The organism is Kitasatospora sp. NPDC053057, from assembly GCF_044546945.1.
In the GTDB taxonomy this organism is placed as follows: Bacteria; Actinomycetota; Actinomycetes; order Streptomycetales; family Streptomycetaceae; genus Kitasatospora.
The window spans coordinates 47,008-61,465 of record NZ_JBITZP010000009.1; the positions used below are offsets into that span (position 1 = coordinate 47,008).

Genomic DNA, 14,458 nt, shown 5'->3' on the forward strand with positions numbered 1-14,458 from the left:
TCCTTACCTGTCGGGAGGGGTGTGCTCGGGGAGCTTGGGCGTTCTAGAGGTATTTGTAGACGTCGTCGAGCGTCAACCCGCGGGCGATCATCATCACCTGAAGGTGGTAGAGGAGCTGCGAGATCTCCTCCGCCGTCTGCTCGTCCGACTGGAACTCGGCGGCCATCCAGACCTCGGCGGCCTCCTCGACGACCTTCTTGCCGATCGAATGGACGCCCTGCTGGACGAGCTGGGCGGTGCGGGAGGACGAGGGGTCGCCGGTGGCGGCCTTCTGCTGGAGCTCGGCGAAGAGCTCCTCGAATGTCTTCGAAGCCATGATGGGACTCACCATACGGCGTGCGGGCTGACGGGCGGTAAACGGTCCCGGACCGTGGACGGTCGGGTGGACCTGCGCGGTCCGGGGCCGGTCACCCGTCACCCGTGCGCTCAGCGCCGGTCGCGGAGAGTCACCGCGGTGGCGACGGCGGCGGTGACGGCCTCGTGGCCCTTGTCCTCGGCGGAGCCCGGCAGGCCCGCACGGTCGAGCGCCTGCTCCTCGTTGTCGCAGGTCAGCACGCCGAAGCCGACCGGGACGCCGGTGTCCACGCTGACCTGGGTGAGGCCGGCGGTGGCCGCCTGGCAGACGTAGTCGAAGTGCGGGGTGCCGCCGCGGATCACCACGCCGAGGGCGATGACGGCGTCGTAACCGCGCTCGGCGAGGCGCTTGGCGGCGACCGGCAGCTCGAAGGTGCCGGGGACGCGCAGGACGGTCGGCTCGGCGACGCCCAGCTCCTTGAGCGCGCGGTGGGCGCCGTCCAGCAGGCCGTTCATCACCTGGTCGTGCCACTGGGCGGCGATGACCGCGACCTTGAGGTCGGCGGCGCCGTCGATGGTCAGCTCGGGGGCTCCGTGGCCGCTCATGTTCGTGTTTCCGTTCTGTCGGTTCGGTGGGGGTGCGTCAGGAGCCGAGGCCGGGCAGGTCGTGGCCCATCCGGTCGCGCTTGGTTCGCAGGTAGCGCAGGTTGTGCTCGCCCGGCGCGATCTCGACCGCTTCGCGCCCCTTGACCTTGAGGCCGTGGTCGGTGAGCGCGGTCAGCTTCTGCGGGTTGTTGGTCAGCAGGGTGAGTGAGCGCACGCCGAGGTCCGCCAGCATCTGCGCCGCGATGCTGTAGTCGCGGGCGTCGGCGGGCAGGCCGAGGTCCAGGTTGGCGTCGACGGTGTCGCGGCCCTGCTCCTGGAGCTCGTACGCGCGCAGCTTGTGCGCCAGGCCGATGCCCCGGCCCTCGTGGCCGCGCAGGTAGAGCACCACGCCTCGGCCGGCCTCGGCGACCCGCTGGAGCGAGGCCTCCAGCTGGGGGCCGCAGTCGCAGCGCAGCGAACCGAAGACGTCGCCGGTCAGGCACTCGGAGTGGACCCGCACCAGGACGTCCTCGCCGTCCGGCAGCCGCCCGTCCGCCCCGAGGCCGCCGGCCACCAGCGCGATGTGCTCGATGCCGTCGATGGTGCCCTGGTAGCCGACGGCGGTGAACTCGCCGTGCGCGGTGGGCAGGGCGGTGACGGCGGCGCGGTCGACGTGCAGTTCGGTGCGGCGGCGGTACGCGATCAGGTCCTCGATGGAGATGATCGCCAGGCCGTGCTCGCGGGCGAAGGCGACCAGCTCGGGCAGCCGGGCCATGGTGCCGTCGTCGTTGACCACTTCGGCGATCGCGCCGGCCGGCGCCAGCCCGGCGAGCCGGGCCAGGTCCACGGCGGCCTCGGTGTGCCCGGGGCGGACCAGCACGCCGCCCTCGACGGCCCGCAGCGGGAAGACGTGCCCGGGGCGGGTGAGGTCGCCGGGCTCGGTGCCGGGCGAGGAGAGCAGCCGTACGGTCCGGGCGCGGTCGGCGGCGGAGATGCCGGTGTCCACGCCCTCGCGGGCGTCCACCGAGACGGTGTACGCAGTGCCCTTGCGGTCCTCGTTGACCTGCGTCATCGGCGGCAGCTTGAGCCGGTCCAGCTCCGCGCCGGTCATCGGGGCGCAGATCACGCCGGAGCTGTAGCGGATGGTGAAGGCCATCAGCTCGGGGGTGGCGGCGGAGGCGGCGAAGACGATGTCGCCCTCGTTCTCGCGGTCCTCGTCGTCGACCACGATCACCGCGCGGCCGACCGCGATGTCGGCGATCGCCCGCTCGACCGGGTCGAGGACGAGCTCGTCACCGGCGCTGCTGGGGTGAGTCTGGTTCTCGGTCATGCCGTGGCTCCCTGCGGGACGTTGGAGGACGTGGCTCGCGGCTCACGGGTGCTCAGCCACCAGGAGCGCAGGCCGAGCAGCACCAGGACGAAGTAGACGGAGTAGGTGAGGCCGGAGAAGGTGTAGCCGCTGTTGAAGGCGAACGGGACGCCGACCGCGTCGACCGCGATCCAGGCGAACCAGAACTCCAGCCAGCCGCGCGCCTGGGCGACCATCGCGGCAAGCGTGCCGACGAAGATGTAGGCGTCCGACCAGGGGCTCCAGGACAGGCTGGGGTAGGCGGTGAACAGCAGCGCCAGGGCGACCGTGCCGACCGCGGTGCCGGCCACCAGGGCGGCCCGCTCGCGCCAGCTGGCGAACCGTACGGCGATCGTCCCGGTGTCGCGGCGGCCGCGGCGCCACTGCGCCCAGCCCCAGGCGGCGGTGACGATGACGATCAGCTGCTTGCCGATCAGACCGGGGACGTGGCCGCCGAGGTAGGCGGCGATCAGCACGACGCCGGAGAGGAGTTGGACCGGCCAGCTCCAGACCGAGCGGCGCCAGCCGAGCGCCAGGCCTCCGAAGCCGAGCAGGTTGCCGATCATGTCGGCCCACTTCACGTGTTCGCCGAGGACGGTGAACGCCTCGCCGCTGAGCCAGCTCACTTGGTCTCCCCCGTGGTGGTGTCCGCGCCCGGCAGGTGCGGGAGTTCGGACGGCAGGTTCTGCAGGTTCTGCAAGTTGGTCGGCGGGTCGGTCGGCAGGTTCTGCAGATCGGTCGGCAGGTTCGGCAGGGTGCGCGATTCGAGCAGCCGCTCCACGTACTTGGCGAGCACGTCCACCTCCAGGTTGACGCTCTCGCCGAGCCCCTTGGTACCGAGCGTGGTGAGCGCGAGGGTGGCCGGGATGAGGCTGACGGTGAAGCTGTCGCGGGCGGCCTCCACCACGGTGAGGCTGACGCCGTCGACCGTGATCGAGCCCTTCTCCACCAGGTAGCGGGAGATCGACTCCGGCAGCGAGAAGCGCAGCACCTCCCAGCGCAGGTTGCCGTCCGCGTCGCGCTCGCCGGGCTCGCGGCTCAACAGCCGTCCGGTGGCGTCGACATGGCCCTGGACCAGGTGGCCGCCGAGCCGGGCGCCGAGCGCCATCGCGCGCTCCAGGTTGACCGGGGAACCGGGCTTGAGCTCGCCCAGGCTGGAGCGGTGCAGCGTCTCGGCCATCACGTCGGCGCTGAACTCGCCGGTCTCGGCGGCCAGTTGCTCGGGGCTGTCGACGACGGTCAGGCAGACGCCGTTGACCGCGATGGAGTCCCCGTGGCGCGCGCCGTCACGAACGACCGGACCACGCAGGCGGATTCGCGAGGAGTCGCCGATCTCCTCGATCGACACGACCTCGCCGAGCTCTTCGATGATGCCGGTGAACACCCGGGTCTCCTCGCGCTTGGGGCGCGGACTCCGGGGCGGCAGAGGGAGATGACACGGACGGGCACCGGTGCGCAGGACCGTGCACGACCCGTCGCCGGGGTGCCGGAGCCGCCGGGAGATCACTCACCCGGCCCGGGAGACAATGCTCCCGCCGTTCACCTGACCGTGGTCCGGTCCGATCTCGTGATGGACATCGATGGACCACGGGTACTGCTCTTCGTCCGCCCGCGCACGCCTCCCATCCGGACTTTAACCGTCGGTCCAGGAATTTCACCTGGTCAACCGGCCGCTGGCTGCGGACGGGTCGCGGACTGTAACCGCCGGTTCGGATTTTCACCGACCCCGGAGTGCGCTGAACGTCACTGCTGTTGACGACATTGTGCCACGCGGGACGCAAGCCCAGGGAGAGTGTTTCGCTGTGGCCTGTTTCACGGTCTTGCGGGGAATGCGGGGAATGCGGGTGGTGGGGCGATGAGTCGGTGGGTCGGCGGGGGCGGGGCGTCTGGTGGCGCCGGTGTGCGGGGAGGGTGAGGCTGGTGGGTGGGGCAGGGTTCGGATTCGGAGGCGACGACGATGACGTTCATGGACGTCCACCACGGGATGACCAGGATCACGGCGGACCAGCTCAAGGCGGCCCATGCGGCCGACGAGGCAATCGAGGGTGAGGAGGGCGTGCACTTCGAGCAGGCCTGGGCGGACCCGGAGTCGGGCACGGCGTACTGCCTGTCCGAGGCGCCCTCCAAGGAAGCTGTGCAGCGGGATCGGGCCGGATTCGGGGCGGGGTTCTTCGACTGGGGATCTTCGAGTGGGGATCTTCGGGTGGGGTTCAGAGTGTGGCGGGTGCGGCGATCGGCATGAAGTGGGTGACCTCCGGCGGGTGCATGAGGTAGTGCAGCTCGCCCTCCGACCAGACCGGCCGGATCCGCCACATCGGCCCGGCGTACCCGCGCAGGGCCTCCTCGTCGCGCCAGCGACTGACCACGAGCACCCGGTGCCCGCCCTCGGCCACTGAGCGCAGCAGTTCACCGCCGAGGCAGCCGTCCGTCCGCCCGAGCTGCGGCAGCACCTGGCTGGCCAGATGTGCGCAGAACTCCTCGATGCGATCGGCCGTGACCTGCCCGGCCCAGATTCTGACGATCACGGCCACCACCTCCGGCTGGCTGGAGTCCCTGGCCCCATTATCAGCGGAAAACCGCTGGTGGGGAGGGGTAGGGCGGCTCTTTCACGGAGAGTGGGGAAATCCGGGCGGGTGGAGCCGCCGAGGGCGCGGGACGGCGGCCGCGACCGGAGCGGTGGCGGGGGCCGCGAACCCGGGCCGTCGGCGCGGCAGACGGCCTCGGTTAGATTCCCGGCATGACCCTCACGCCAGACGCCATCGCACCGTCAACCACCGCTCCGGGCACCCCGAACAGCCTGTTCGCCGCGCTGAGCGCGGGAGCCCTCACCGACCAGGACCAGCTGCGCGAGGTCTACGAGCAGCCGGGCGACCACGCGCGGCGCAAGCAGGTCGACCGCCTGCACGAGGTCGCCCAGCAGCTGATCGCCTGCTCCTCACTGGTGTTCGTCGCCAGCTCCGACGCCGCCGGGCGCTGCGACGTCTCTCCGCGCGGCGGGCCCGCCGGGCTGGTCTCGGTGCTCGACGAGTACACCCTGGCCATTCCGGACGCCACCGGCAACAAGCGGTTGGACACCCTGCACAACATCCTGGAGAGCGGCCGGGTCGGGCTGCTCTTCGTCGTACCGGGCCGGGACACCACGCTGCGGGTCAACGGGCGGGCCTGCGTCTCCACCGACCCCGAGCTGCTCCGGCAGCTGACCGCCGTCGGCAAGCCGCCGCGCAGCGCGATCGTGGTGGCCGTGGAGGAGGTGTACGCGCACTGCCCGAAGTCGCTGCTGCGGGCTTCGGCGTGGAAGCCGGAGAACTGGCTGGCCAAGGACGCGCAGCCGAGTTCGGCGGAGGTCACGCTGTCGCACCTGCGGGACGACTCGCTGACCGTCGAGATGATCGAGCAGACGGAGCAGGAGGCACTGCTGTACCGGTACGAGTAGGCGCGGCCGTGCATTTCGGCGTGCGCTCCCACCGGGCTGCCCCGCCGCCGGTCCGGGTGGGCCGGCGGCGGGGTGCGGCGCTTCCGCGCGTTCCGTGCGTGCCCGGTGCGTCTTGTACGTCCCGTGCGTCCTGTGTATCCCGTGCGTCCTGTGCGTCCCGTGCGTCCTGTGTGTCCCGCGAATCTCGGCTCAGGCGGCCTTCGGGACGTCGATCACCGCTGCGCCGTCGGCCGCCCGCCTGACGGCCTCGACGCCCTTATGGGCGGCGTCCTTGCTGGCGTAGCCCTGGCCGGTGGCGACGATCTCGCCGTTGACCGCCTTGAGCCGGAACCGGTACTTGCCGCCGGCGTCCTGGTAGACCTCGGACTTGCCCGACATCCGGGCCACCTCCTCGTGCGGCACGCAGTGCGCCGCATCGGTCCGTCTCCCTCCCCCTCGCAGCACCGTGCGCCCGGCGCGGGGGCGGGCGCACCCGGTCGGCCGCCGGACGGGTGAAGCCGGGCGGGCCCGGGTTTGCGGGGGTGCCGGGAACACCGCCCGTGGTTTGAATGGACGGATGGACTGCGTGTTCTGTGCGGTAGTGGCGGGCGAGGAACCCGCGCACCGGGTGCTGGACGACGGGACGGCGGTGGCCTTCCTGGACCGGCGGCCGCTCTTCCCCGGCCACGTGCTGGTGGTGCCGCGCGCCCATCACCGGACCCTGGCGGACCTGCCGGCCGAGGAGGTCGGACCGTTCTTCCTGCGGGTGCAGCGGGTGGCGGCGGCGGTCGAGCGGGGGTTGGGCGCGGCAGGGAGCTTCGTGGCGGCGAACAACCGGATCAGCCAGTCGGTGCCGCACCTGCACGTGCACGTGGTGCCGCGCAATCCGAAGGACGGGCTGCGCGGGTTCTTCTGGCCACGGGGGAAGTACCCGGACGAGGCGGGGGCGGCGGAGGTCGCGGCGCGGCTGCGGGCGGCGCTCGGGGAGGCGTAGGGGGTCCCGGGGGTGTTGAGGTTCCGGGGATTCCGGGGGTCGTTGGGGGTTCGCCGGAGGCCGTCTGTGCCGCGTTCATTGGGGGTGCTTCCGCCTAGCCTCTTGACAGGTATAGACCACTCCGCTTGAGTCGGTGCCAGCCCCGTACCGGCCTGCACCCCGGTCGGCCGTCCTGCGGCACCGCGTGGAGCGCCACCGCCGTGTACACCGGCGGCGGCGCCGCCGTCTAGTACCACGGGCACAACCTCCAACTACCCGCACCACTGCGACACTTCGCAACCGTACGGGTGCCCGGCCGGGCAGGCCGCGCACTACGGGCGCAGACCGATCCAGCTCAGCCGTCCCACCCGCCGTTCCTGCCGTGCTGCGCTGCTGCTCCGGACGCAGCGGTCCGTACTTCGTGAGGCGCAACCGCACTGAGCGGGGCGTACACCTGTGGGAGCATCCGGAGCGATCGAAATCATTTTCCGGGCGGACGACTTCGCAGGTCGCGGCCGCCTAGGCTCGCGCACATGAACGAACTCGCCCGCCTCGTGCAGCAGACCGCCGACCGGCTCGCGGGCCGGCACGTCGGCGTGGTGGTCGCCGGGCTGGCCGGTGACGCCCTGGAGATCCACGGCGCCGGGCGGACGGGGCCGGGTGGCGGGGTGCCCGGGGCCGACACACTCTTCGACATCGGCTCCGTCACCAAGGTGTTCACCTCGCTCGTGCTCGCGCGGCTGGCGCTCGACGGAGCGGTGCGACTCGACGAGCCGCTGGCCGAGGTGCTCCCCGGCCGGGCAGCCGTCCCGGTCCGGGGCGGCCAGCCGATCACACTGCGGCACCTCGCCACCCACACCTCGGGGCTCCCCCGCCTGCCCCGGGGCATGGCGGTGCGCGCGCTGCTCCAGCCCAACCGGCCCGATCCGTACGCCCATTGCACTGCCGAGCGAATACTCTCCGGGCTCGCCCGGACCCGACTGCACTCCGCCCCCGGGCGCAACTTCCGCTACTCCAACCTCGGCGCCGGGCTGCTCGGCCTGGCCCTCGCCCACCGGGCCGGCACCGGGTACGAGGAGCTGGTGACGCGCGAGGTCTGCGCGCCGCTGGGATTGGCCGACACCTGCCTGCGGCCCGGCGCGGAGCAGTCCGAACGCCTGGCCCGCGGCCACGCGCCGGGCGGGCGGCCGGTGCCCTCCTGGGACTTGGCGGCGCTCCCGGGCATGGGCGGGCTCCGTTCCACGGCGGCCGACCTCGCGGTGCTCCTGCGCGCGCAGTTGGCCGCCGAGCGCGAGCCCGACGCGCCGCTGACGCCCGCGATCCTGCTCACCCGGGAGACCAGGCACCGGGTCAACCCGTTCGCCTGGACACACCTCGGCTGGCTCGGGCACCGGCTGCACGCCCAGCAGGGCAGGCACCTGCAGTTGTGGCACAACGGCGGGACGGGCGGGTTCAGCTCCTTCGTCGCGTTCGACCCGGAGCAGCGGGTGGGGGTGGTGGTGCTGGCCAACACCCGGCGGTCGGTGGACCCGGCGGGCACGGCACTGCTGCGGAGGCTGCAGATCGGGTTCGGCGCAGCGGGGGACTGACGGGACCGCCGCTGCCGTATCTGCCGTTGCTGCCATTGCTGCCATTGCTGCCGTTTCAGCCGCAGATGGGCCGAACGGCACCCCCGTTCCGGACCCACATCGGCTGTTTCGGGCCAAAACGTGTCGATTGGCACTGTTCCCGAGGATGGCAGGCGATCGATCCTGGTGATCCGACAGTCGCAGTTCCGGTTGGGGAGACCGCCGAGTACAAGGAGGCCGAAGTGGCGATGGTGTGGTCGCCGGGGTGGGCGCGGTCGCTCGTGGAGGGCGGCCAGGCCCGGCGCGGGGCGGCCGGTCCGCTCGGACCGGTAGTGCGGGTGCACCGGGGCTTCCGGCCCGTCCCGTGGCGGGCGCGGACGTGGCTGGAGGCCGTTGCGGCGCTCCTCGCACTAACGGTCTGCCTGGCGCTCGGCGAGTGGTGGCCCGCGCCGGTGGTGGCGGCCCTGGCAGTGGTGGCCGTGAGCGGGTACGGGCTGCTGCGGCCGGCGCCCAGGCTGCGCTCCGCACGGATCCACCAGGGCGGGCTGGCACTGGTCGGGTCGGACGGTGGCGAGCGGCTGCTGCCGTGGGGCGAGATCGAGGCCGTCGAGTACGCCCCGGGCGGGCAGCGCGGCAAGCCCGAGCACGGCCGAATATGGCCGGCGGGCGCGGACGAGCCGCTGGTGCTGACGCAGTTGCGCGGGCTGGACGGGCTGTTCCGGGAGGTGGACGAGCGCCTCTCCCCCGGCCTCCGGGCCACCCTGCACGAGGCGCTGCACACCGAGGGGAGCGTCCGGTTCGGCCGGGGGCGGCTGACGGTGACGGCCGGCGGGCTGGTGCACCGGCCGCCGCACCCGCTGGCCGCGACGGAGGCCTACCGCTGGGCGGAGGTGCACTCGGCCCGGCCCTCCGGCCTCGGGGAGCTGGAGATCCGGACGCACTCGGCCGGGCTGCCACTCACCCTCCCGGTGTCCAACGCCCGCGCGGCGGCGGAGTTCCTGGAGGAGGTCCGGGCCTGGAGCGCCGAGGCGAGCACCTAGAGGGTTGGATTCCCAAACCCATAGATCTATAGTGAGTTCGGGAATCCAATCCACCCTCTGAGGAGAGGCGGCCCGCCATGCGCGATGCCGTGATCGTCGAAGCCGTCCGGACACCCGTCGGGAAGGGCAAGCCGGGAGGTTCGCTCTCGGCCGTCCACCCGGTCGACCTGCTGGCCCACACCCTCCAGGCCCTGATCGGGCGCAGCGGCATCGACCCGGCCATGGTCGACGACGTGATCGGCGGCTGCGTCGACCAGGTCGCGGAGCAGGCGATGAACACCACCCGCTACGCCTGGCTGGCGGCCGGGTTCCCGGAGTCCGTCCCGGCGACCACCGTCGACCGCCAGTGCGGCTCCTCCCAGCAGGCGGTGCACTTCGCGGCGCAGGGGGTGATCGCCGGGGCGTACGACGTGGTGGTGGCCTGCGGGATCGAGTCGATGAGCCGGGTGCCGATGTGGTCCAACGTGCCGCCGGGGGCGGACCCGTTCGGCGCCTCGGTCGCGGCACGCTACCCGGGCGGGCTCGTACCGCAAGGCGTCAGCGCCGAGCTGATCGCGGCCAAGTGGTCGCTCTCGCGGGAGGCGATGGACGAGTTCGCGGCCGGTTCGCACGCCAAGGCGGCCCGGGCCCACGCGGAGGGCCGGTTCACCGACGAGCTGGTCCCGGTGCCGACGCCCGGCGGCCTGGTGACCATGGACGAGTCGGTGCGCCCGGGCACCTCGCCCGAGGTGCTCGCCGGCCTGCGGCCCGCCTTCGCCGACCCGTCCTACGCCGAGCGCTTCCCGCAGATCGCCTGGTCGGTGACGGCGGGAAACAGCAGCCCGATCAACGACGGCGCCTCGGCGGTCCTGATCACCAGCAGCGAGACCGCCGCCCGGCTCGGCCTGCGTCCGCTGGCCCGGCTGCACTCCTTCGCGGTCACCGGCTCGGACCCGCTGCTGATGCTCACCGGCGTGCTGCCCGCCACCGAGAAGGTGCTGCGCCGCTCGGGGCTCTCGCTCGCCGACATCGACCTGTTCGAGGTGAACGAGGCCTTCGCGAGCGTCGTCCTCGCCTGGCTGCAGGAGACCGGTGCCGATCCGGCCCGGCTCAACGTCAACGGCGGTGCGATCGCCCTCGGGCACCCGCTGGGCGCCAGCGGCACCCGGCTGATGACCACACTGGTGCACGAACTGCACCGCAGCGGCGGGCGGTTCGCACTGCAGACCATGTGCGAGGCGGGCGGCCTGGCCAACGCGACGATCCTGGAGGCGATCCACTGACCGCGCCCACCCCCTAAGGGCCGCCGAGGGCCAACCCGCAAGGGAGCAGTACCTCGCTGAGTGGACGTCAGTTCCCCTGCCCGCGACCTACCGTCGCTCACATGACCCGACACACGAGCCGACTCCGCACCACCGCGGCCGCGGCAGCACTGCTGCTCGCGCTGCCCCTGTCCGTCGCCGCGGCCGCACCGGCCCTGGCCGCGCCCGCCGCCCCGGCCGCTCCGGCCGCTCCCGCCGCCGGTGCGTCCGCCACCGCCCCGAGCGCCCTCCACGTCGAACTCCCGCGCCCCACCGGGCCGCACGCGGTCGGGCAGGAGGTCCTGCACCTGGTCGACCGGAACCGTCCGGACCCGTGGGTCCCCTCCGCCGGTCCGCGTCAGCTGATGGTCACGATGTACTACCCCGCCCACGCCGGCACCGGCAGCCCGGCCCCGTACATGACCGCCGCGGCCGCCCGGATGCTGCTGGACGACAAGCTCCCCGGCAACACGATCCCGACCTCGCTGGTGACCGACACCCGGACGTGGTCCAGCACGGACGCCAGCCCGCAGGGCGGCCACTACCCGCTGGTGGTCCTGTCCCCCGGCTTCACCATGCCGCGCACCTCGCTGACCAGCCTCGCCGAGGACCTGGGCAGCCGCGGGTACGTCGTGGCGCTGGTCGACCACACCTACGAGAACACCGGGACCACCTTCCCGGACGGGCAGACGCTGCCCTGTGTGATGTGCGGCCAGCTCAAGACCCGGGAGGCATGGAAGGGCCTGGACGAGAGCCGCGCCAAGGACGTCTCCTTCGTCATCGACCAGCTCACCCAGCGCCCCCACCCGGCCTGGCGCTACGCCCGTATGATCGACCGCGACCGGATCGGCATGGCCGGGCACTCGGCCGGCGGCGCGGCCACCGTCCCCGCGCTGGTGACCGACGACCGGATCAAGGCCGGCGTGAACCTGGACGGCGGCATGGACTATCTGGTGCCCGAGTCCGGCGTCGGCGGCAAGCCGTACCTGATGATCGGTCACCCGCTGCCCGACGGCGCCGAGGACGGCAGCTGGACCACGAGCTGGCCCCGGCTCGACGGCTGGAAGCGCTTGCTGACCTTCGACGGCTCGAACCACGGCAGCTTCACCGACTTCCCGCTGTTCTACGACGCGCTCGGCATGTCCCAGGGGCCGGGCACCACCATGGCGGGCGGGCGGGCCGTCGAGCTCACCCGGCAGTACGTCGGCGCCTTCTTCGACCTCCAGCTGAAGGGCATCGACCAGCCGCTGTTCGACGGGCCGACCGCCGCCAACCCGGAGGTCCGGTTCCAGTCCTGACCGGGCGCACGCCCTGACCCGCAGCACCTGCTGCACCCACAGCGCCTGCTGCACCCTGCCGTATCCGCTGTATCTGCTGTACCCGCGAGGCCGTCGGCGACCTGCCGGCGGCCTCGTCGACCCACCCGCCCCGACGGCGCCCCGCTACGCCGCCGCCGAGGCGATCGGTTCGAGCAGAGCGTGCGGGCGGACCAGGGCGCGGGAGACCGGGTCCTCGCGGTGGCCACCGTTACGGGCGGGGTTCGGGCGCATGGCGACCTCGGCCGGGGGGACGGGCCCGCCACCGCATTTGGGGCAGGCCCCGACGAGGTCCAGGTCGGTGCCGCAGGCGGCGTGTGCGAAGAGGTGGTGCGGGCCGTCCTCGGTGGCGTGCCGGCCGCCCCAACGGCTCAACTGGTAGAGCGGGCCCCAGAGTTCGAGGCCGACCTCGGTGAGCAGATAGCCGTGGCGCAGCGGCGCCTGCTGGTACGGCTCCTTGCGCAGCACCCCGGCCGCGACCAGGGCGTTGAGGCGGGCGGTGAGGACGGCTCGCGGGATGCCGAGGTGGGCAAGGAAGTCGTTGAAGCGCTGCACGCCGTAGAACGCGTCGCGGACGATCAGCAGGCTCCAGCGCTCACCGACCACCTCCAGGGCGCGGGCCAGTGCGCAGTCCTGCAGTTCGTAGTCGGTTCCCAGCGCCATGCGGGCCAGCGTAGTCCACGGTCGAGGTGGGTTCAATGAACAGACCAACGGTGGTAGCGTGCTGCCCGAGACGAAGGTTCATTCACCAGACCCATTGGTCCAGCCTCCGGAGGGAACACCCATGTCCCCCGCACCACCCGGCTCCGCCCCGGCCTCCGCCACCGTGTCCGTCCGGCCGGGCGCCACCCTGGCCGTCACGGCGGCCGCGACCGCCCTGGTCACCGTCGCCTACACCGCCCCCACCGCCTCGCTCGCCGCCACCGCCCAGGCCGCCCACCTCGGCGCCTCCGGCCGCACCTGGATCCTCACCGGCACCCTGGTCGGCATCTCGGCACTCCTCCTCACGGCCGGCAGCGCCGCCGACGACCACGGCCGCAAGCGGGTCTTCACCCTCGGCGTGCTGCTGTTCGCCGCCGCCGAGGCCCTCGCCGCGCTCGCCCCCGACGGCGTCGTCTACCTGGCCGCACGGGTGCTGCTCGGCGTCGCCTCGGCCGCCGTCCTGGCACCCGCGCTCGGCCTGATCAGCCACGCCCACCCGCCCGGACCCGACCGGATCCGGGCACTCGGCATCTGGGGCGCGGCCGTCGGCCTCGGCATCGCGGTCGGACCGGTCTACGGCGCACTCGTCCAGCAGTGGGCGGGCTGGCGCGCGGTCAGCGGCGGGCTCGCCGTGGTCTCGGCCGCGGTGGCCGCCTGCGCCGCCGTCTGCCTCACCGAGTCCCGGGCCGAGCAGCCCCGCCCACTCGACCCGTACGGCGTGCTGACCCTCACCACCGGAACGTCCCTGCTCATCGCCGGTCTCGCCGAGGGCCGCAGCGGCTGGGGACGGCCCGCGGTGGTGGCCCTGCTGGTGGGCGGTGTGCTGCTGCTCGCGGCCTTCGCGCTGGTCGAGGCGAAGGTCCGCGAGCCGATGCTCGACCTCGCCCTGTTCCGCAGCCCCGGCTTCATCGCCGCGACCGGCGGCGCCCTGTTCACCGGACTCTCGCTGGTCGGCTTCATGAGCTACCTGCCCACCCTGCTCCAGGGCGTGCTCGGCCTCTCCGGCCTGGCCGCGGGCGGAGTACTGGCCCTCTGGTCGGGCCTGTCCGTGCTCTCCGCCCTCCAGGCCCGACGACTGGCCGCCCACCTGTCCGCCACCGCCCAGGTCGCCCTCGGCCTACTGATCTGCGGCCTCGGCGAGGGCGGACTCTACGGGCTCACGCCCGGCTCCACCTGGCTCCGGCTGGCCCCAGGCCTCGCGGTCGCCGGCATCGGCAGCGGCGTCCTCAACGCGGCCCTCGCCCGGCTCGCGGTCAGCAGCGTCCCCGCCCACCGGGCCGCCATGGGCTCGGGCGCCAACAACACCTCCCGCTACATCGGCTCGGCCCTGGGCGTGGCCGTGACAGTCGCCGTCGCCGGCTCCGCCCGCCCCACCGCTCCCGGCCCCGAAGCCGCCGCCCACGCCCTGGCCACCGGCACCGACCGCGCGATCCTGGTCGCCGCCGCCCTCTGCCTCCTCGGAGCCGCCCTGGCCCTCGCCGCCCGCACCGCCGAATCCCGCACCCACCCCACACCCCGACCCACACCCCCCACCCGCGAACCCGCCACCACCCGGTGACGCACCGCAGGAAGTCGACCCGGCCGACTTCCTGGCGGGCACCGACGACGCCACCCCGGAGCCGCACCGACACTCACCACCCCAGCGCCGATCCCTGCTCCCCCAACCCACGCCACCCGCCCCGGCCCGCGCCCCCACCCGATGACGCACGGGTCGGCCTCAGTGGTCGAATGCGTAAGTCCTTCGGGGGTCGATCATGTAGCGGGCTCGACGGAGGCTTCTTCCTGGTGATCGGCGGTGTGCCGATCGAGTCTGGCCAGTAGATCGTCCAGGTCGGAGGTGGTGAACTGGCGGAACCGGAACCACAGAGCGGGAGCGGCGGTCGCTCCTTCGCGCGAGGCTTGTGTTGGACAGTCCCGACATAATCCGTGCACGACAATGG

16 protein-coding genes, 1 pseudogene and 1 riboswitch are annotated in these 14,458 nt (G+C 72.9%); of the genes and pseudogenes, 9 read left to right on the forward strand and 8 right to left on the reverse strand.

Annotated features, from left to right (window positions below; translation table 11 throughout):
• Positions 1–43: 43 nt before the first annotated feature.
• The 5 genes from ACIG5E_RS12520 to ACIG5E_RS12540 all read right to left on the reverse strand — a co-directional run bounded on the left by ACIG5E_RS12520 (position 44) and on the right by ACIG5E_RS12540 (position 3,611).
• The gene (locus ACIG5E_RS12520) at positions 44–316 is read right to left on the reverse strand and encodes a phosphoribosyl-ATP diphosphatase (protein ID WP_030279806.1); all 273 of its coding nucleotides are present in this window, start codon (positions 314–316) and stop codon (positions 44–46) included.
• 110 nt (positions 317–426) lie between these two features.
• On the reverse strand, positions 427–900 hold the full coding sequence (ribH, locus tag ACIG5E_RS12525; protein ID WP_396533347.1) for a 6,7-dimethyl-8-ribityllumazine synthase: 474 nt from the start codon (positions 898–900) through the stop codon (positions 427–429).
• Between the two features lie 37 nt (positions 901–937).
• Positions 938–2,209, reverse strand: coding sequence for a bifunctional 3,4-dihydroxy-2-butanone-4-phosphate synthase/GTP cyclohydrolase II (locus ACIG5E_RS12530; protein ID WP_396533349.1), 1,272 nt, complete (start codon positions 2,207–2,209; stop codon positions 938–940).
• Complete coding sequence (locus tag ACIG5E_RS12535; protein WP_396533351.1) at positions 2,206–2,853, reverse strand: nicotinamide riboside transporter PnuC; 648 nt, start codon at positions 2,851–2,853, stop codon at positions 2,206–2,208. The genes ACIG5E_RS12530 and ACIG5E_RS12535 overlap by 4 nt, the downstream gene beginning before the upstream one ends.
• Complete coding sequence (locus tag ACIG5E_RS12540) at positions 2,850–3,611, reverse strand: riboflavin synthase (RefSeq protein WP_396533353.1); 762 nt, start codon at positions 3,609–3,611, stop codon at positions 2,850–2,852. The genes ACIG5E_RS12535 and ACIG5E_RS12540 overlap by 4 nt, the downstream gene beginning before the upstream one ends.
• 226 nt (positions 3,612–3,837) lie before the next feature.
• Positions 3,838–3,965: riboswitch (FMN riboswitch) on the reverse strand.
• 219 nt (positions 3,966–4,184) lie between these two features.
• On the opposite strand from ACIG5E_RS12540, the gene ACIG5E_RS12545 reads away from it, so the two are divergent.
• Positions 4,185–4,469 carry a nickel-binding protein gene (locus ACIG5E_RS12545; protein WP_396533355.1) on the forward strand — a complete coding sequence of 95 codons (285 nt, stop codon included), beginning with the start codon at positions 4,185–4,187 and terminating at the stop codon, positions 4,467–4,469.
• On the opposite strand, the gene ACIG5E_RS12550 is transcribed toward ACIG5E_RS12545, so the two are convergent.
• The gene (locus ACIG5E_RS12550; RefSeq protein WP_396533357.1) at positions 4,438–4,752 is read right to left on the reverse strand and encodes an antibiotic biosynthesis monooxygenase family protein; all 315 of its coding nucleotides are present in this window, start codon (positions 4,750–4,752) and stop codon (positions 4,438–4,440) included. The two genes, ACIG5E_RS12545 and ACIG5E_RS12550, sit on opposite strands and share 32 nt — an antisense overlap.
• A gap of 212 nt (positions 4,753–4,964) precedes the next feature.
• Here ACIG5E_RS12550 and ACIG5E_RS12555 point away from each other — a divergent pair, with 212 nt between their 5' ends.
• A complete protein-coding gene (locus ACIG5E_RS12555) occupies positions 4,965–5,660 on the forward strand; it encodes an MSMEG_1061 family FMN-dependent PPOX-type flavoprotein (protein ID WP_396533359.1) in 696 nt (231 codons plus the stop codon).
• A 189-nt stretch (positions 5,661–5,849) separates the two neighbouring features.
• Here the strand turns inward: ACIG5E_RS12555 and ACIG5E_RS12560 are convergent, their stop codons facing one another.
• Positions 5,850–6,038 carry a YegP family protein gene (locus ACIG5E_RS12560; protein WP_396533361.1) on the reverse strand — a complete coding sequence of 63 codons (189 nt, stop codon included), beginning with the start codon at positions 6,036–6,038 and terminating at the stop codon, positions 5,850–5,852.
• Positions 6,039–6,216: 178 nt separating this feature from the next.
• On the opposite strand from ACIG5E_RS12560, the gene ACIG5E_RS12565 reads away from it, so the two are divergent.
• The 6 genes and pseudogenes from ACIG5E_RS12565 (at position 6,217) to ACIG5E_RS12590 (ending at position 11,798) form a co-directional block, all read left to right on the forward strand.
• Entirely contained in the window at positions 6,217–6,633 is a 417-nt protein-coding gene (locus tag ACIG5E_RS12565; RefSeq protein WP_030279828.1) for an HIT family protein, read from the forward strand.
• A 243-nt stretch (positions 6,634–6,876) separates the two neighbouring features.
• A pseudogene (locus ACIG5E_RS12570) lies at positions 6,877–6,972 on the forward strand (chitinase); the annotation flags it as partial.
• Positions 6,973–7,145: 173 nt separating this feature from the next.
• Positions 7,146–8,201 (forward strand): serine hydrolase domain-containing protein, encoded by a 1,056-nt coding sequence (locus ACIG5E_RS12575; RefSeq protein WP_396533363.1) that lies wholly within the window; start codon positions 7,146–7,148, stop codon positions 8,199–8,201.
• A 221-nt stretch (positions 8,202–8,422) separates the two neighbouring features.
• Entirely contained in the window at positions 8,423–9,220 is a 798-nt protein-coding gene (locus ACIG5E_RS12580; protein ID WP_396533365.1) for a hypothetical protein, read from the forward strand.
• Positions 9,221–9,297: 77 nt separating this feature from the next.
• Entirely contained in the window at positions 9,298–10,482 is a 1,185-nt protein-coding gene (locus ACIG5E_RS12585) for a thiolase family protein (protein ID WP_396533366.1), read from the forward strand.
• A gap of 101 nt (positions 10,483–10,583) precedes the next feature.
• Complete coding sequence (locus ACIG5E_RS12590; protein ID WP_396533368.1) at positions 10,584–11,798, forward strand: alpha/beta hydrolase family protein; 1,215 nt, start codon at positions 10,584–10,586, stop codon at positions 11,796–11,798.
• Between the two features lie 144 nt (positions 11,799–11,942).
• Here the strand turns inward: ACIG5E_RS12590 and ACIG5E_RS12595 are convergent, their stop codons facing one another.
• A complete protein-coding gene (locus ACIG5E_RS12595; RefSeq protein ID WP_396533370.1) occupies positions 11,943–12,479 on the reverse strand; it encodes a winged helix-turn-helix transcriptional regulator in 537 nt (178 codons plus the stop codon).
• 121 nt (positions 12,480–12,600) lie between these two features.
• Here ACIG5E_RS12595 and ACIG5E_RS12600 point away from each other — a divergent pair, with 121 nt between their 5' ends.
• Entirely contained in the window at positions 12,601–14,076 is a 1,476-nt protein-coding gene (locus ACIG5E_RS12600; RefSeq protein WP_396533372.1) for an MFS transporter, read from the forward strand.
• Positions 14,077–14,458: the final 382 nt, after the last annotated feature.

Excerpts from the sequence above, each read along its gene's own strand:
- ACIG5E_RS12520 (WP_030279806.1), bottom strand. The coding sequence starts at position 316 with ATGGCTTCGAAGACATTCGAGGAGCTCTTCGCCGAGCTCCAGCAGAAG.
- ribH (WP_396533347.1), bottom strand. The coding sequence starts at position 900 with ATGAGCGGCCACGGAGCCCCCGAGCTGACCATCGACGGCGCCGCCGAC.
- ACIG5E_RS12530 (WP_396533349.1), bottom strand. The coding sequence starts at position 2,209 with ATGACCGAGAACCAGACTCACCCCAGCAGCGCCGGTGACGAGCTCGTC.
- ACIG5E_RS12545 (WP_396533355.1), top strand. The coding sequence starts at position 4,185 with ATGACGTTCATGGACGTCCACCACGGGATGACCAGGATCACGGCGGAC.
- ACIG5E_RS12555 (WP_396533359.1), top strand. The coding sequence starts at position 4,965 with ATGACCCTCACGCCAGACGCCATCGCACCGTCAACCACCGCTCCGGGC.
- ACIG5E_RS12560 (WP_396533361.1), bottom strand. The coding sequence starts at position 6,038 with ATGTCGGGCAAGTCCGAGGTCTACCAGGACGCCGGCGGCAAGTACCGG.
- ACIG5E_RS12565 (WP_030279828.1), top strand. The coding sequence starts at position 6,217 with ATGGACTGCGTGTTCTGTGCGGTAGTGGCGGGCGAGGAACCCGCGCAC.
- ACIG5E_RS12575 (WP_396533363.1), top strand. The coding sequence starts at position 7,146 with ATGAACGAACTCGCCCGCCTCGTGCAGCAGACCGCCGACCGGCTCGCG.
- ACIG5E_RS12585 (WP_396533366.1), top strand. The coding sequence starts at position 9,298 with ATGCGCGATGCCGTGATCGTCGAAGCCGTCCGGACACCCGTCGGGAAG.
- ACIG5E_RS12590 (WP_396533368.1), top strand. The coding sequence starts at position 10,584 with ATGACCCGACACACGAGCCGACTCCGCACCACCGCGGCCGCGGCAGCA.
- ACIG5E_RS12595 (WP_396533370.1), bottom strand. The coding sequence starts at position 12,479 with ATGGCGCTGGGAACCGACTACGAACTGCAGGACTGCGCACTGGCCCGC.
- ACIG5E_RS12600 (WP_396533372.1), top strand. The coding sequence starts at position 12,601 with ATGTCCCCCGCACCACCCGGCTCCGCCCCGGCCTCCGCCACCGTGTCC.